This window comes from Kitasatospora sp. NPDC056446, assembly GCF_042796115.1.
Taxonomy (GTDB): domain Bacteria; phylum Actinomycetota; class Actinomycetes; order Streptomycetales; family Streptomycetaceae; genus Kitasatospora.
Map to the genome: position 1 here is coordinate 21,977 of NZ_JBHTRF010000056.1, position 14,869 is coordinate 36,845.

The 14,869-nt window shown below is 72.8% G+C and carries 10 protein-coding genes; 3 read left to right on the plus strand and 7 right to left on the minus strand.

What is annotated here, in order from left to right; all coding sequences use genetic code 11:
• The first annotated feature begins 90 nt into the window (after positions 1-90).
• Positions 91-1,140 (plus strand): Scr1 family TA system antitoxin-like transcriptional regulator, encoded by a 1,050-nt coding sequence (locus tag ACFQ6N_RS28560; protein WP_380654922.1) that lies wholly within the window; start codon positions 91-93, stop codon positions 1,138-1,140.
• Between the two features lie 33 nt (positions 1,141-1,173).
• Positions 1,174-4,161: a BTAD domain-containing putative transcriptional regulator gene (locus tag ACFQ6N_RS28565; protein WP_380654925.1), complete on the plus strand. Its 2,988-nt coding sequence runs from the start codon at positions 1,174-1,176 to the stop codon at positions 4,159-4,161.
• Between the two features lie 375 nt (positions 4,162-4,536).
• Here ACFQ6N_RS28565 and ACFQ6N_RS28570 read toward each other — a convergent pair whose 3' ends face one another.
• From ACFQ6N_RS28570 to ACFQ6N_RS28585, 4 genes are all read right to left on the minus strand, one after another.
• Complete coding sequence (locus ACFQ6N_RS28570; RefSeq protein ID WP_380654928.1) at positions 4,537-4,935, minus strand: hypothetical protein; 399 nt, start codon at positions 4,933-4,935, stop codon at positions 4,537-4,539.
• Positions 4,936-5,389: 454 nt separating this feature from the next.
• Positions 5,390-8,473, minus strand: a complete 3,084-nt coding sequence (locus ACFQ6N_RS28575; RefSeq protein ID WP_380654930.1) for a hypothetical protein — start codon at positions 8,471-8,473, stop codon at positions 5,390-5,392.
• A gap of 105 nt (positions 8,474-8,578) precedes the next feature.
• On the minus strand, positions 8,579-9,577 hold the full coding sequence (locus ACFQ6N_RS28580) for an ArsR/SmtB family transcription factor (protein WP_380654933.1): 999 nt from the start codon (positions 9,575-9,577) through the stop codon (positions 8,579-8,581).
• A 188-nt stretch (positions 9,578-9,765) separates the two neighbouring features.
• A complete protein-coding gene (locus tag ACFQ6N_RS28585; protein ID WP_380654935.1) occupies positions 9,766-10,443 on the minus strand; it encodes a helix-turn-helix domain-containing protein in 678 nt (225 codons plus the stop codon).
• 85 nt (positions 10,444-10,528) lie between these two features.
• On the opposite strand from ACFQ6N_RS28585, the gene ACFQ6N_RS28590 reads away from it, so the two are divergent.
• Entirely contained in the window at positions 10,529-11,992 is a 1,464-nt protein-coding gene (locus ACFQ6N_RS28590) for an aminopeptidase P family protein (RefSeq protein ID WP_380654996.1), read from the plus strand.
• A 65-nt stretch (positions 11,993-12,057) separates the two neighbouring features.
• On the opposite strand, the gene ACFQ6N_RS28595 is transcribed toward ACFQ6N_RS28590, so the two are convergent.
• The 3 genes from ACFQ6N_RS28595 to paaK form a co-directional block, all read right to left on the minus strand.
• Positions 12,058-12,495 (minus strand): GNAT family N-acetyltransferase, encoded by a 438-nt coding sequence (locus tag ACFQ6N_RS28595; RefSeq protein WP_380654938.1) that lies wholly within the window; start codon positions 12,493-12,495, stop codon positions 12,058-12,060.
• Positions 12,496-12,633: 138 nt separating this feature from the next.
• On the minus strand, positions 12,634-13,308 hold the full coding sequence (locus tag ACFQ6N_RS28600) for a class I SAM-dependent methyltransferase (RefSeq protein ID WP_380654942.1): 675 nt from the start codon (positions 13,306-13,308) through the stop codon (positions 12,634-12,636).
• Positions 13,309-13,421: 113 nt separating this feature from the next.
• Complete coding sequence (paaK, locus tag ACFQ6N_RS28605; RefSeq protein ID WP_380654945.1) at positions 13,422-14,756, minus strand: phenylacetate--CoA ligase PaaK; 1,335 nt, start codon at positions 14,754-14,756, stop codon at positions 13,422-13,424.
• Positions 14,757-14,869: the final 113 nt, after the last annotated feature.

The following is a 14,869-nucleotide window of genomic DNA, read 5'->3' on the forward strand; positions in this document are numbered from 1 at the left end:
TCCTTTCTGTTTCCATCCCCTCACCAAGCGTGGCCATTCGTGGCTAGCATCGGAAGAGCTTCACTTTGACAGCGAGTACTGTGGAAATGGGTGGTCATCGTGCGCCAGCGGAAAGTGGACCCGACCTCATCTCCGGACGCGGCCATCGGCGTTCAGCTCCGGCGGTTCCGCCAGGCGAGGGGACTCACGCAGGTCGGACTCGGACGGCTGACCAGCTACAGCGACTCGTTCATCTCCATGGTCGAGAACGGCGACCGGCCCGCACCGCTGAAGCTCGTCCAGCAGTGCGACACGGAGCTCGACACCTGCGGAGCGCTTGAGGTCCTGTATTGGACCGCCAAGGCCAGCACCTTGATCGGCGGATTCCTCGTGTACCTCGAACACGAGGCCAAGGCCAGCGCGCTCAAGATCTACGAGCTGAACCTCATTCCCGGGTTGATCCAGACGCGGGCCTACGCATCTGCGATCATCAACGCCGAGGCGCGACGGGGTGAGATTCCTGGGGACAAGGTCCTTGAACGCCTGAATGTCCGGATGGCACGGCAGGCCATCCTGTACCGGGAACCCGCCCCCTCGATCCACATCGTCATGGAGGAGAGTTGCCTCCGGCCCGTTGGCGGGCCCTTCGTCATGGCCGAGCAGCTTCGTCGGCTTGAGAGTCTCGCCGCCCTCCCCCACATCATGTTGCAGATCGCGCCGTCCAGCCTCGGCGAAAACCTCCCGACGGTCTGGCCGTTCACGCTTCTCCGTTCCGCGGGCCAGCCATGGATGGCCTACCTCGAAACCATCCAACGCGGCTACGTCGAGCGCGAGGACGAGGACGAGATTCGTTCCCTCGCAAGGACTTACGATTGGCTCCAGGCCCAAGCCCTCTCATGTGCGGACACGCTGGCCCTCATCCGCGCGCGTCTCAAGGAGTACCAATCCATGTTCCCCATCGCAGCCGCCAAGCCCGTCTCCTGGCTGAAGTCCTCGTACAGCAGCGGCGGTGGCAACTGCATCGAGGTCTCGCCCGGCCGCCCGGACATCCTCCCCGTCCGCGACAGCAAGGACCCCCACGGCCCTCAGCTCGCCTTCGGCCGGGACGCCTGGCACTCGTTCGTCTCCGGCATCAAGGCCGGCGACTTCGGCACCGTCTGACCAGGCCCCGACGCCCAACAGAGGTACAGCCCCTTGCGATTACCCCACGACCCGGGTCCGCTCGACTTCTCCTTACTCGGCGCGCTGCGGGTGCGGCGCTCCGGCTCCACCATCGAACTGGGCGCGCCTCGGCAGCGGTCCGTCCTGGTCGCCCTGCTCCTGCGGCCCGACGCCGTCGTCCCGGTCGATGAGCTGATCTCCGACCTATGGGGCGACGAGCCCCCCGGCTCACCCGTCGTCACCCTCCGCTCGTACGTCTCGCAGCTGCGCAGGCTGCTGGAGCCGGCCCGCGAGACGCCGACCGTCCTGCTCTCCCGGTCCGGTGGCTACCGGCTCGCGATCGAGCCGGACCGCATAGACCTGTGGTGGGTCAAACACCTTCACGAACTCGCCGGGAAGGCCTCCACCCCGCAGCGGGCCCGGGACCACCTGCGCGAAGCCCTCTCGCTCTGGCGCGGCGAGCCTCTCGCCGACCTGCCCGGCCCCCTCATGGACCGCGAGCGCCGCCGCCTCTCGGAGCTTCGACTCACCCTCCGGGAAGAGCTCCTCGCCCTCGACCCTTCCGCCGACCGGCTGCCGGAGCTGGAGTCACTCGCCGCCGAACACCCCTTCCGCGAACGCCTCCAGGCCCTGCTCATCCGCACACTGCACCACAACGGCCGCACGGCCGAGGCCCGCGCGGTCCACGACGCGCTCCACTCCCGACTGGTCGAACACCTCGGGATCGAGCCCGGGCCCGACATCACCGCCCTGCGCCACGAGCTGGACCCGGACCCGGACCCCGACCAACTCCCGCCCTCACCAGAGCACTTCACCGGCCGCCGGACCCAAGTGGCCGACGTCGCCCGCGCGCTCGCCGACCGCACCACCCCCGGACTGCGCCTGGTCACCGTCACCGGCATGGCCGGCGTCGGCAAGACCGCCCTCGCCGTGCGCGCCGCCCACACCCTGCGCCCGGACTTCCCCGGCGGCCGTCTCTACGCCGACCTCCGAGGCGCCGACCCGGTAGCCGCCGACCCGTCCGACATCCTCGCGGAGTTCCTGACCGCCCTGGGCATCCGCCCGTCCGCCGTACCCGGGACCCTCGCGGGCAGGTCCGCCCTGTTCCGGACGGCCACCACCGACAGACGGCTGCTCATCATCCTGGACAACGCCCTGGACGACGCCCAGGTCCAGCCCCTGCTGCCCGGCTCCTCCGACTGCGCGGTGATCGTCACCAGTCGCACCGCCCTGCCCGGCATCCCGTCCGTCCTGCGCATCGCACTGGACGTGTTCAGCACGCCGGAGGCCGTCGACCTGCTGGACTCGGTCATCGGCGCCGCCCGCCGGTCCGCCCAGCCCGCCCAGGCCGAGCTGCTGGTCGAGGCCTGCGGCCGTCTCCCGCTGGCCGTGCGGATCGCGGCCGCCCGGCTGGCCGCCACCCCGGGCCGGCCGATCGCCGAACTCGTCCGCCTCCTGGCCGAGGACCGCGAGGGGTTACCCGCGATCGAGCAGGTGTTCCAGCTCGGCTACCGGCTCCTCCCGCCACCCCTGGCGACGGCCTTCCGGATGCTCTCCTGGGTGGAGCCGGACATCGGCCTGGCCTCGGCGGCCGCCCTCCTCGGCCTGCCCGAGCGTCAGGCCGAGGACGTCGCGGAGGCCCTGGTGGACCAGGCCCTGCTGGAGTCGACCGGCGCCGGGCGGTACCGCTTCCACGACCTGGTCCGCGCCTTCGCCCGGCGGACGTCCCTGCGGCACGGCCACCACGAACGAAGCTCCGCCCACCGCCGCCTGCTCGCCCTGCTGCTCACCCGCGCCCGCACGGCCTTCGCCCTCGCCGTGCCCGGCGACCCGGTGGCCGACGTCTTCGGCGGGCCGCTTCCGCAGCCCGCCGGCGGCCCGGTCTTCGCCGACCTGGCGGCCGCCCGCCGCTGGGCGCGGGCCGAGACCCCGGTCGCGGTGGCGCTCGCGGCGGCCGTCGCCGCCGAAGCCCTGCGCGGCACCGCCGGCACCCTGCGCGGCACCGCCGATGCCCCGCGTGACAGCACCGACGGTCTTCGCGGCACCGCCGACACCCCGCCTGACACCGCCGACGACCGGCCCGCTCCGGCAGCCGGGCCACGCTGCGCCGTCGACCTGCTGATCGCCCTCAGCCCGCTCGGCCTGGGCGCCTTCGGCGGCCGGGCGGAGGAGGCGGCCCGGCTGCTCGTCACCGCCGCCGTCGCGTCCGGGGACCGGGCGGCGGAGGGCCGGGCCAGGTTCCTGCTCGGCACGGTCCTGCTGGCCGCTGCCCGGCTCGCCGAGGCGGGCAACGAGGCCCGGCTGGCCGCCTGCGCCTGCCAGGAGGCGGACGACCCGGCGGTGCTCCGGCAGGCCCTCAACGACCTGGGCCTGATCGCCCAGGCCGAGGGCCGGCACGACGAGGCGATCGCCGCCTTCGACCGGGCGGCGGAGCACGCCCGGCGGCTCGGCCACCGTTCCGGCGAGGTGGCGAGCGCCGCGAACGCCGCCCTGTCCCGGATCCGCAGCGGGCAGGCCGCCGGGGCGGTCGAGACCTGTCGGCGGCTCCTCGCCGACCCGGGCCCCGGCGGAACCGCCGACGCCGGGGTGACCGCGTACGTGCACTACGTCCTGGGCATCGCGTACCAGGTGCTGGGCCGACTCGACGACGCCGCGGCGCAGTTGCGGTCCTGCATCGACTGCGCGGTCCTGGTCGGCGACCCGGACCGAGAGTCGGCGGCGCGGAGCCGCCTGGCCGACGTCCTGCGCCTGCTCGGGCGGGTCGACGAGGCCGGGCAGCAGGCGGAGCGGGCGCTGGGCCTGGCCGCCGAGGGCGGGCGGCAGCGTGAACTCGCCCTCGCCCACCTGGTGTCGGCCGGCGCGATGGCCGCCCGCGGCGACCACCTCGGCGCGCTGGAGCACCAGGCGCGGGCGCGGCTCCTGCTCGACCGGCTGAGCGCGACGGAGAGCGCCGACGCGAAGCTGATGCTGACCGCCCTGGCCACCGCCGACCGCGCCCTCAGTCCCCGCGCGGAACGATGATCACCAGGCCCGTCCCGTTCCACGCGATCCTGTTCGCCAGGCACTGCACGTCGGGCGACCCGCCGCAGGCCTGCGCCGGCGGCGCGGCCGGGGAACCGTGCGACGGGAAGCCTCCCCCGCCCAGGGCGACGGCGGCCGGCACCGACGCCAGCACCGCCCCGGCGACCGCCGCGCGGACGACGGCCCTACGGACAACAACCTTACGGACGACGAACCTTCGCACCACTGAGGACGCTCCCTACTCGCGTGTGGACAAGCGTCCGCAGGTTCGCAGGGGGCGGTAGACAAGCGATCAACATGCCACCCGTGCAGGCCTCAGCGGGCCTCAGCGCGACTCAGCGCGACTCAGCGGGCCTCAACGGGTCTCAACGGGCCTCAGCGGGCTTCCCGGACCGTGAACGAGCCGGAGTTCCACCGGACGCCCGCCGGGCCGCCGGTCGGCCAGTCGTGGTCCAGCCGGCGGCGGTCACGGCCGAGGGAGCCGAGGTCGAAGGGGCGCAGGGTGCCCGCGACCAGGCCGGTCGCCTCGGCGGCGGTGAGCGGCATGACCGTCACGTAGCGGGAGTCGTCACCGCCCATCCAGTCGACGAGCTCGGTGAAGATCCAGACAAACCGCTGCGAACAGCCCCGGCAGCGCCGGACGTCCACCGAGAAGTGCGAGCCGTCCACCACGTCGGCCTCGTGCTCGAAGCCCTGCCGCTGCCCCCGCCACACCGCCTGTGCGTCCTCGCCGTAACACGTCGCACAGCCGAACTCCACCATCGGCCTTCTCATCGGTCGACTCCCCGTTCCGCGTGTACCGCTCCGCCTGTCCCGCGATGTCCCGTCGCGGGCCATGATGCCCGGAGCGGCGCCGGGCGTCAGCGGATTGCCGGGGCCCGTACGGCCGTCCCCCGGCCCTCCGCCGGGCCACCCGGCCCGGCGGCCACCCCGGCCGAGCCTCCCGGCGGTGGCGGGCGGAAACCCCCGCCCATGCCCCGTACGCAGGGGCGACGCCCCGCCGGGCCCGCCCGGGAAACCCCTCCCGGCCCGCCGCCCGCACCCCCGTCCACCCGGACGAGGGAGGCGGCAGACCCCCGCCACCAGACACCCCGAAGGTGAACAATTCACGGCCCGTTTCCACACCGTTCGTACACCCGGACGGTGCATCGGGCCACCCGGTTGACGCACCGGCCGCCCGGACGGCCGCCCGGACGGACGTCCGGGCGGCCACGTTCCGCCGCGTCGACTACGCCGACGCGCGCCCTTCCCAGAAGTCCCGCACCTTGGAGTCCTCGGAGTCCCGGTCCAGGATCCTGGCAGCACGGACCTGAAGCTTGATCCGCACCTTCCGGTTCCCGCTGGCCGACAGAGTCTCGCTGGTCGCCAATCCCTCCTCGATCAGTGCGTCCACGAATGGCCTCCACTCGGCCTGGTACTCCCGGATCCACTTGAGCCGCTGGTCGTCCGGGAGGTAGTTGCCCGATTGGAGGGTCATCGGTCCGATCGCGCCGAAGTCGATGTGCTGGAGGAAGTAGACCGCAGCGTCCACCGCGACCGGTGTCACCGTCTCCTGGACCCCTGCATCCACCACCCCTGCGTTCAACTTCCGCAGGGCATGCAGGATTTCCGGCCGACGGTAGTAGCTGGCCCGGCCGCCCAGGTGGAGCTCCCTCAGGTCATGGTGCCGAACCCCCTGCAGCCCGGACAGATCCGTACACGTCTGGGGCACGGTCAGGACGCGGACGACGGTGTTCGTCAGGGAGACGTTCCAGTTCCTTCCGGAGGGCACGGCCAGGGCCGGCAGGTAGCAGCCGACGAGTTCTGTCCGCAGCTCCGTCGACTGGCCGAGGTCGACCGGACCACTGAAGGTCGCGCCCTTGATGCCGTACTCGGGTGCTTGCGAGGTCGCCCGCATGCTCGCCGACCAGAGCGACCCCAGGTTCCGCGCCGCCATGTCACGGCCGGCCGCGGATACGCGGTCGGCCGATGCCGGATCGAAGTCGCGCACGACGTCGACCAGCTCGTCCGACCCGATCTCGGCCGCCACCCGCCGCGTCATGGCCGACCGCCACTCGACCGCGCACAGCAGACGCTGGACGGAGCGGTTGTCGCCTCTGCGGATGTTTCCGATCACCAACTGGGCGAGGAAGTAGTCGAAGAACAGCTCGTGCTGGAAGGCGAACCGCCGGCCGCCCTCGTCGTCGGGGCGTGCCTGGGCCGTCATGCCACACAGGACCGAGAGCCGCTTCCGCAGGTGTGCATAGTCCTCCTCCAGCTCCTTGGGGTCGTCCACCCCGAGGACCATCGCGGCGGACCACTCCAGGCTGTCCAGGTCGACCTCACGCTCCTTGTTGCCGACCATGAAGTCGACCACGTGCTCGAAGACCTGGCTGATCTGCTCCCGGGTGAGCATCGGGGCGTTCCCGTTCGCGGGATCCCGGAGCTTGTCCTCCTCACGGACGAGGTAACCCGCCACCAGGTGCCCCATCAGATCCGACGAGCCGCCGGACATGTCGCTGCCCTGGCGCGCCAGTTCGACGAACGAGCGGGCGAAGAAGGGGAGTCCGAGCAGTTCCCAGTCGTCCTTGCTGATGCCGCTCAGCCGCGACGCCGGGACCCCGTTGTCGGTGAGGAACGTCCGGCTCTCCTCCCGCCCCCACTTCTGCATCTCCGCGATCCGGTGGCGGACCGTGTCGCCGATCCTCTCGGCCTTCCGGAGGCTCTCCCGGAACTGGTTCTCGTAGTACGACGAGCGGGCCGAGACGACCAGGATCCCCCGCCCGCCGAGATCCTTCAGCCAGGGAAGCAGGTCGCCGACCGCGTCGTCGAAGCCGGCGCCTCCGATGAGCTCGTCGAACCCGTCGACGAGAAGGGCGATCACGCCGTTGCGGCACAGCGTCTTCACCGCGCCGGCGGGGAGGTTCCGGGTCTCGCTCGTCGCGTGGTTGACCGCCTCGGTCAACCCTTTCAGGACGCGGCCGGTCGACTGGATGTACAGCAGGAGCGGTCGGTCGATGTCACCGGGATCCGACACCTCGGCGAGTTCGGCGGCCCGCTCCAGCGCCACCGTCAGCATGGCCCTGGTCTTGCCGATGCCGGCCTCGCCGTTGACGAAGTAGAGCAGGGTCTGCGCCTGTTCCACCCCGATGTTGTTGTCGAGGTGGTCGATCAGCTCGTTGAACGGCTGCGCCGGCGGCTCGGCGCCGCGCGAGCCGAAGTCCTTGACGACGACGGTGGCCGGGCGCAGCACCACCTCGGACTGCCAGTTCAGTTGGTCCTTCTCCTCCGCCCTCAGGCGGTCCTCCAGCTCCTCCATCTCCCACTGGAGTCGACGCGCCGCCACGGGCAGGTTCGCGATCGTCCGCAGGAAGGTCCGGTACGACACCCAGGTGTCCGTCCCGGAGCGCCACTCCCGGCGCTCGTCCGGTCCGGTCCTGAACCGGTCGTTCCGCTCCTCGGGCCCGCTGCTCGCCGCCTGCGACCAGGTGATGGCGAACCCGGTGTCCCCCAGGCTCGGCGGGGCGTCCTCGACCTTCACCGGGAGGTGCTTCTCCCGGAACGGCTGCAGGTCCGCGACCACGTGTTCGAGGAAGGTCTTCCGGGCTCTGTCGCGCGGTCCAGGTTTCTTCACCAGCGTCTCCAGCCACCCCACCGTGTCGGCGGAGACCGCGTAGGTCAGCGTCCACTTCGCGGGCCCGAAGGACATGTAGGACGGCTTCTGGCCGTTGAAGCCGGAGAAGACCTGCCAGGACCCGTCCTTCGAGGCGTAGAAGAACGGGAAGAGCTGCACCCGCTCGCTCCCGTGCACCAGCACCGGGCGGCCCTCGGGACTGCCCGGTTCGATCTCGATCCGGGCGTCCGCCAACCCGTCCGCGACGACGTCCCAGAGCCTCCGGACCGGGGCGTCCACCAGCTTCTCCCAGGCCGCGCCGACCGGGCCGGCGTGGCTGAGGTGGTCGCGGAGCAGCTTGAACTTCGCGAAGGGCACGTCCTTCCCCGGGCCCTCACCGTGGAGCCGGACCAGGTCCTCGACGGCCGAGCGCACCCGGGCGACGACCAGGCCGTTCTCCGTGACTTCCCTGGTGTCACGGCTCAGTGCCACCAGACTCTCCTCCCAGTCGCGGTAGCCGGGAGACCGCCCGGGCCCGAATTCCTCCACTCCGGCGGACCGGAGCGTGCAGACGGCGAGCAGCGTGGTGAAACGCAGCAGGAACTCCAGGGCCGCGACGCTCTCCCGGGCGTTCCGGACCTCCCCCGGCACCGCCGGGGCGTAGGCGCCTTCCAGCCTGCGGAGTACGGCGACCGCCGGTTCCGGTGCCTGCCAGACCATGTCGAGGGCCCTCCCGTTCGATTGACTTTCCGTCAATTCCCATGGGTGCACAAAGCAGGGTGGCATCGTAGCGGCAGCCCGGGCACGGCTCGAACCGGTTTGCCGTCAGGCCCGTTGCGGGGGTTGCGGGTTGTCGACGAGGAGGTCGTGGCCGACGTCGGTGAGGGTGTGGCGGACCTGCTTGCCCTCCCGCCGGGTGGCGATCAGGCCGGCCGCGCGCAGGGCGACGGCGTGCGCGGAGGCGGAGGGCGGGGTGACGCCGAGCCGGTGGGCGAGTTCGGTGGTGGAGCAGGGGCTGCCGGCGACGGTGCGCAGGACGCGGGCGCGGGCGGGGCCGAGGACGGTGGCGAGGCCGTCGGCGGCCGGCGGGCGGGACGGGGGTTCGGCGGCCGGGGAGCCGACCGGGTGGACCAGCACGCTCTGCCGGTCGTGGCCGGCCAGGAGGCCGAGGCCCTGCTGGACGAAGTAGTTGGGCCGCAGTTCCAGCCCCCGGCCGCCCAGCTGGAAGGTGCCCTCCGCGTCGCCGAGGGTGCACTCCAGGACGCCTTCGTCGCGCCAGGTCGCCTGCGGGTGCAGGGAATCGAGCATCGCGCCGATGCCGGAGCGGGCGGCGGTGCGGGCCCGGTCGGCGATGTCGGCTTCCACCAGGCGGCGGATCTCGGGCCAGTCCGGGGCCAGGCAGGAGCGGAACAGCGCCCAGGCCGCGTCGCCGACCTGCCGCAGGCCTTGGGTGCCGTCGTCGCGCAACCGGGCGAGGGCGGTGGGGAGTTCGGCCTCGGTGCCGAACATCGCGAGGTCCTGTTCGAAGGTCTGCCGGGTGATGGCGAGGATCGCGTCGAGTTCGTCGGTCAGCTGCCGGCGGACGGCGTCGAGGTCGGCCGCCATGAAGTTGGGGACGCCCATGCCGCTGGCGTTGACGAGGTCGAGGAAGGGCCCGGCCCGGTGCGGCACATGGCGCCGGGCGTCCCGCCACCAGCGCTCGCTGCGCGGCCCGACGCAGGCGTGGACGCCCAGCCGGGCGGCGCCGGTCATCAGGTGGTCGAGCGGCGAGACGACGAACCGGGTCCTGGCGAGGTCGGCGACGCCGAACCCCAGTGTGATCACGAACCCTCCCCAGGCTCCCCGCAGCCGCCCTGACCTGGCACTTCCTTGACCATTAGGCCCCGAGGCTAATACATGGCCGCCCGGCCGCCGCGCTTGGCATGCTCTCCCGGGTCGCGGGGCCGGGTCGCAGGGCCGGGTCGCAGGGAGACGGGAGACGGGAGGGCATTCGGTAAACCGAACGATCTCCGTCAGTGGTCGGGCCGCAGCGCGGGCTCCTCCGCAGCGTCGGCGAGGTGCAGCCGCTGCTCGGCGCGGTACTGGAGCAGCAGGACCGAGCGGACCGGCTCGCCGCCCAGGGCGGTGTACGAGTGCGGCAGGGCCGCGTCGAAGCCGACGTAGTCGCCCGGGCCGAGCTCGACCTCGCGGCGGCCCGCCCGGACCCGCAGCCGGCCGGCCTGGACGATGGTGTGCTCGGTCCCGATGTGGCCGCCGGAGATCTGGGTGCCGTCGGTGCGCACCTGCTGGTCGTAGACCTCGAACACCACGTCCCCGGCCTCCGTGCGGCGCAGCAGCCGCAGGTCGACGCCCCGGCCGCTCAGCACCTCGGCCTCGGCCGCCCGCACCACCGTCACCTCGTCGGCAGGGCGGCCCTCCACCAGGTCGGAGATCGGCACGCCGAGCACCCGGGAGAGCCCGAGGACGGTCTCCAGCGTCGGGTTGCCGGCGCCGGACTCCAGCTGGGAGAGCGTCGCCTTGCCGATCCCGGCCCGCCGGGACAGCTCGGACAGCGAGAGCCCGCGCTGGGCCCGGACCCGCTTCAGGTTCGCGGCGAGGACGCCCCGGACGGACTCCGCGGCCGGGACGGACCCCCCGACCTCCGAGGTCACCGCCACCCCGCCGCCGACCGATTCCTCGGAACCGTTCACGCTCGACCTCTTCTCTCCCGGCACCGTTCGATATACCGTACGGGACGCATGCCTACGGACGGGGCAGCGTAGCGAAGCACCTCGCATCCACCACCCTCACCAGGAGACCGTAGTGACCGAGCCCGCCGACACCATCAAGTACCGGAAGAACGGCCTGACCCGCGGCGTCACGGACGAACTCGCCGAGAACATGAAGCAGGGCTGGGCCGACACCGAGCGCACCGCCCTGGAGCCGGTCCCCCAGGCCGCGCACACCGCCCGCCGGCGCGCCGAGCTGTCCGCCGCCTTCCCCGGCGAGCTGCTGGTGGTCCCGTCCGGCACCCCCAAGGTCCGGGCCAACGACACCGACTACCCGTTCCGCCCGTCCTCCGACTACGCCTACCTGACCGGCGACCAGTCCCAGGACGCCGTGCTGGTCCTGGAGCCGGCCGGCGAGAGCGGCCACACCGCCGTCCTCTACCTGCGCGACCGCTCGGAGGTCGACAACGGCGAGTTCTGGCTGGACACCCACGGCGAACTGTGGGACGGCCGCCGCAACAGCCTCACCGAGAGCGAGCGACTGCTCGGCCTGCCCTGCCGGGACGTCCGCACCGTCCGGGCCGACCTGCGCGCGGCCACCGGCCCGGTGCGCGTGCTGCGCCGCCACGACGCGGGCGTCGAGGCGGCCCTCGCGGACACCGCCGTCGCCGAGCGCGACGAGGAGTTCGAGGTCTTCCTGTCCGGGCTGCGCCTGGTCAAGGACGAGTTCGAGATCGCCGAGCTGCGCTTCGCGTGCGAGGCCACCGCCCGCGGCTTCGAGGACGTGGTGCGCGTCCTCGGCACCGACACCGCGACGGCGGAGCGGCTGATCGAAGGCACCTTCTTCGTCCGGGCCCGGATCGAGGGCAACGACGTGGGCTACGGCACCATCGCCGCCGCCGGCCCGCACGCCACCACCATGCACTGGGTGCGCAACGACGGCCACGCCCGGCCCGGCGACCTGCTGCTCCTCGACGCGGGCGTGGAGACCAACCACCTCTACACCGCCGACATCACCCGCACCCTCCCCGTCGACGGCCGCTTCACCGATCTCCAGCGCAAGGTCTACGACGCCGTGTACGCGGCCCAGGAGGCCGGCATCGCGGCGGTGAAGCCGGGCGCGGACTTCCGCGACTTCCACCGCGCCGCACAGCGCGAGCTCGCCGAACACCTCACTTCCTGGGGCCTGTTCGGCGACCTGACCGCCGACAAGGTGTACGAGCTGGGCCTGCACCGCCGGTTCACCCTGGCGGGCACCGGCCACATGCTGGGCATCGACGTCCACGACTGCGCCCACTCGCTCACCGAGATCCACGTGGACGGCCCGCTGAAGCCGGGCATGGTGCTCACCGTCGAGCCCGGCATCTACTTCCAGGAGAACGACCTGACGGTGCCGCAGGAGTACCGGGGCATCGGCGCGCGGATCGAGGACGACATCCTGGTCACCGAGGACGGCAACGAGAACCTCTCGGCCGGCCTCCCCCGCCGCTCCGACGAGGTCGAGGCCTGGCTGGCCCGTCTGCGCGGCTGATTCCTCCCTCCCGGATGGGGCCGACCTCCGGGGCGGCGGGTGCCCGGCATCCGCCGCCCCGGAGGTCAGCCGCCCAGCGGCTTGACCCAGCGGCTCCACCGGGTCTCCGGCGCGTACCCGGCGGCCTGCCAGGTTCGGTGGCCCAGGGCGTTGTCGTGGAGCACCATGGCGTCGGCCCGCCGGCCGCCGAGCGCGGCGAAGCGCTCCTCGGCCGCGGCCAGCAGGGCCGCTCCGATGCCCCGGCGGCGGTGCGCGGGGTCGACGGCGAGGCGGTAGAGATGGCAGCGCCAGCCGTCCCAGCCGGCGATCACGGTGCCGAGGAGGGCCGTCGGGTCGTCGGCCGGGGTGGCGACGATCAGGCAGTCCGGGTCACGGGCGAGCAGCGCGGCCACGCCCGCCTCGTCGTCCGTGATGCTGGTGCCCTTGGCGGCCCTGGCCCAGAGGGCGAGCAGGGCCGGGATCTCGTCGGGGGTGGCGGGGCGCAGGACGATCGGTTCGCTCATACCGGCCTGTCTACCAGCAGGTTTCGCCTCGCCACGGGGAATTCCACTCCCCGGACGGGCGCCGGGTCGGACCGGCTGCGGCCAGAACCGGCGCGCGGACGGGCGGCGGGCCGGAGGCCCCCGGTCGCGCCCCGCCCGTCAGCCGCCGAGCCGCCACACCGTGGTGGTCTTGACGGCGGTGTCCTCCAGGTCCGCCACCACCGGCACCCGGTACTCCGCGACCGCCGTGAACCGGTCACGCGGCAGGTAGGCGCGGCCGGGGTCCCCGACGACGACGGTGGCGCCGCGCGCGGCGGCCCGCTCCAGGAAGGGCAGGAAGCGGGCGGCCATGGCCCGTTCGTAGAAGACGTCGCCCGCGAGCACCACGTCGGCCGGGGCGCCGTCCCCGTCGACCAGGTCCACCAGGGCGCCGTCCACCCGCACCCCGTTGGCCTCGGCGTTCAGCCCGATCGCGGCCACCGCGTAGGCGTCGATCTCGGCCGCGCGCACCGAGGCCGCCCCGCGCAGCGCGGCGGCCACCCCGACCAGCCCGGATCCGGCGGCGACGTCCAACACCGTACGGCCCGCCACGAGTTCGGGGTGGTCGAGCAGGTAGCGGGCGACGGCCACCCCGCCCGCCCAGGCGAAGGCCCAGAACGGTGGCGGCAGCCCGGCCCGCCCGCGCGCCCGCTCGGTGGTCTCCCAGAGGGTGATGGCGTCCTCGGCCATGTGCAGGCGGATCTCGGGCACGAAGGGGACGGGCTTCAGCTCGGTCTCACGCCGGATGAGGGCGAGGTCCTCGGCCGGCTGAAGGGTGCGCAGCTCACTCGGCATGTGCGCAGCATAGGGCCCGTACGGGGGTGCGTACGCACGGTCGGCGGGGCGGGCGACCGACACCGGTGGTCCCGCCGCTCCCGTCCGCTCCCCGCCGGCCCCGGCCGTCCGGGTCACCCCCGCTCGTCCACCACGCGCTTGATCTTCCCGACCGAGCGCTCCAGCGTGTACGGCTCGACCACCTCGACCGCGACGGTGACGCCGACCCCGTCCTTCACCGCCCGGACGATCGCCTCCCGCGCCGCTTCCCGCTGCTCGGCGGGCGCGTCCGGCCGCGCCTCGACCCGGACGGCCATCCGGTCCAGCCGCCCCTCCCGGGTGAGCCGCAGCTGGAAGTGCGGCGCGACGCCCGGGGTGCGCAGCAGGACCTCCTCGATCTGGGTCGGGAAGACGTTGACCCCGCGCAGGATGATCATGTCGTCGCTGCGCCCGGTGACCTTCTCCATCCGCCGGAAGGCCGGGCGCGCGGTGCCGGGCAGCAGGCGGCTGAGGTCGCGGGTGCGGTAGCGGATGACGGGCAGCGCCTCCTTGGTGAGGGAGGTGAAGACCAGTTCGCCGCCCTCGCCGTCGGGCAGCACCTCGTCGGTGAACGGGTCGACGATCTCCGGGTAGAAGTGGTCCTCCCAGATGTGCAGCCCGTCCTTGGTCTCCACGCACTCCTGGGCGACGCCCGGGCCGACGACCTCGGAGAGGCCGTAGATGTCGACGGCGTGCAGGTCGAGCCGTTCCTCGATCTCGCGGCGCATCTCCTCCGTCCAGGGTTCGGCGCCGAAGATGCCGACCTTGAGCGAGGTGCGGCGCGGGTCGATGCCCTGCTTCTCGAACTCGTCCAGCAGGGTGAGCAGGTAGGACGGGGTGACCATGATGATCTCGGGCTCGAAGTCGCGGATCAGCTGCACCTGGCGGGCCGTCATGCCGCCGGAGGCCGGGATGACGGTGCAGCCGGCCCGTTCGGCGCCGTAGTGGGCGCCGAGGCCGCCGGTGAACAGCCCGTAGCCGTAGGCGATGTGCACCTTGTGGCCGGGTCTGCCGCCGGCCGCGCGGATCGAGCGGGCGACGACGTCGGCCCACATGGAGAGGTCGTTGTCGGTGTAGCCGACGACGGTCGGCTGTCCGGTGGTGCCGCTGGAGGCGTGGATCCGGCGGACCCGCTCCATCGGGACGGCGAACATGCCGAAGGGGTAGCCCTCGCGCAGGTCGGCCTTGGTGGTGAAGGGGAAGCGGGCGAGGTCCGCCAGGGTGCGGCAGTCCTCGGGGTGGACCCCGGCCGCGTCGAACTTGCGGCGGTAGAGCGCGACGTTGTCGTAGGCGTGCCGCAGGGTGGTCCGCAGCCGGGTGAGCTGGTGGGCGCGCAGCTCGGCCGGGTCCATCCGCTCGCCGGCGTCCAGGAGCTCGGGCGGGATCGGCTCCCCGAGGTGTCGGCGCGGGGCGGGTGCGGTGCCGGTCATCGTCGCTCCTTCGCTGGTCGGCCCATCCGGAGCGGCCTACCGATCGTTCGGTCAGGCGCACTCGGGCCTAGTAATCCAGTACCCGAACCGACTGTCAAGGGATCGCACCGGAC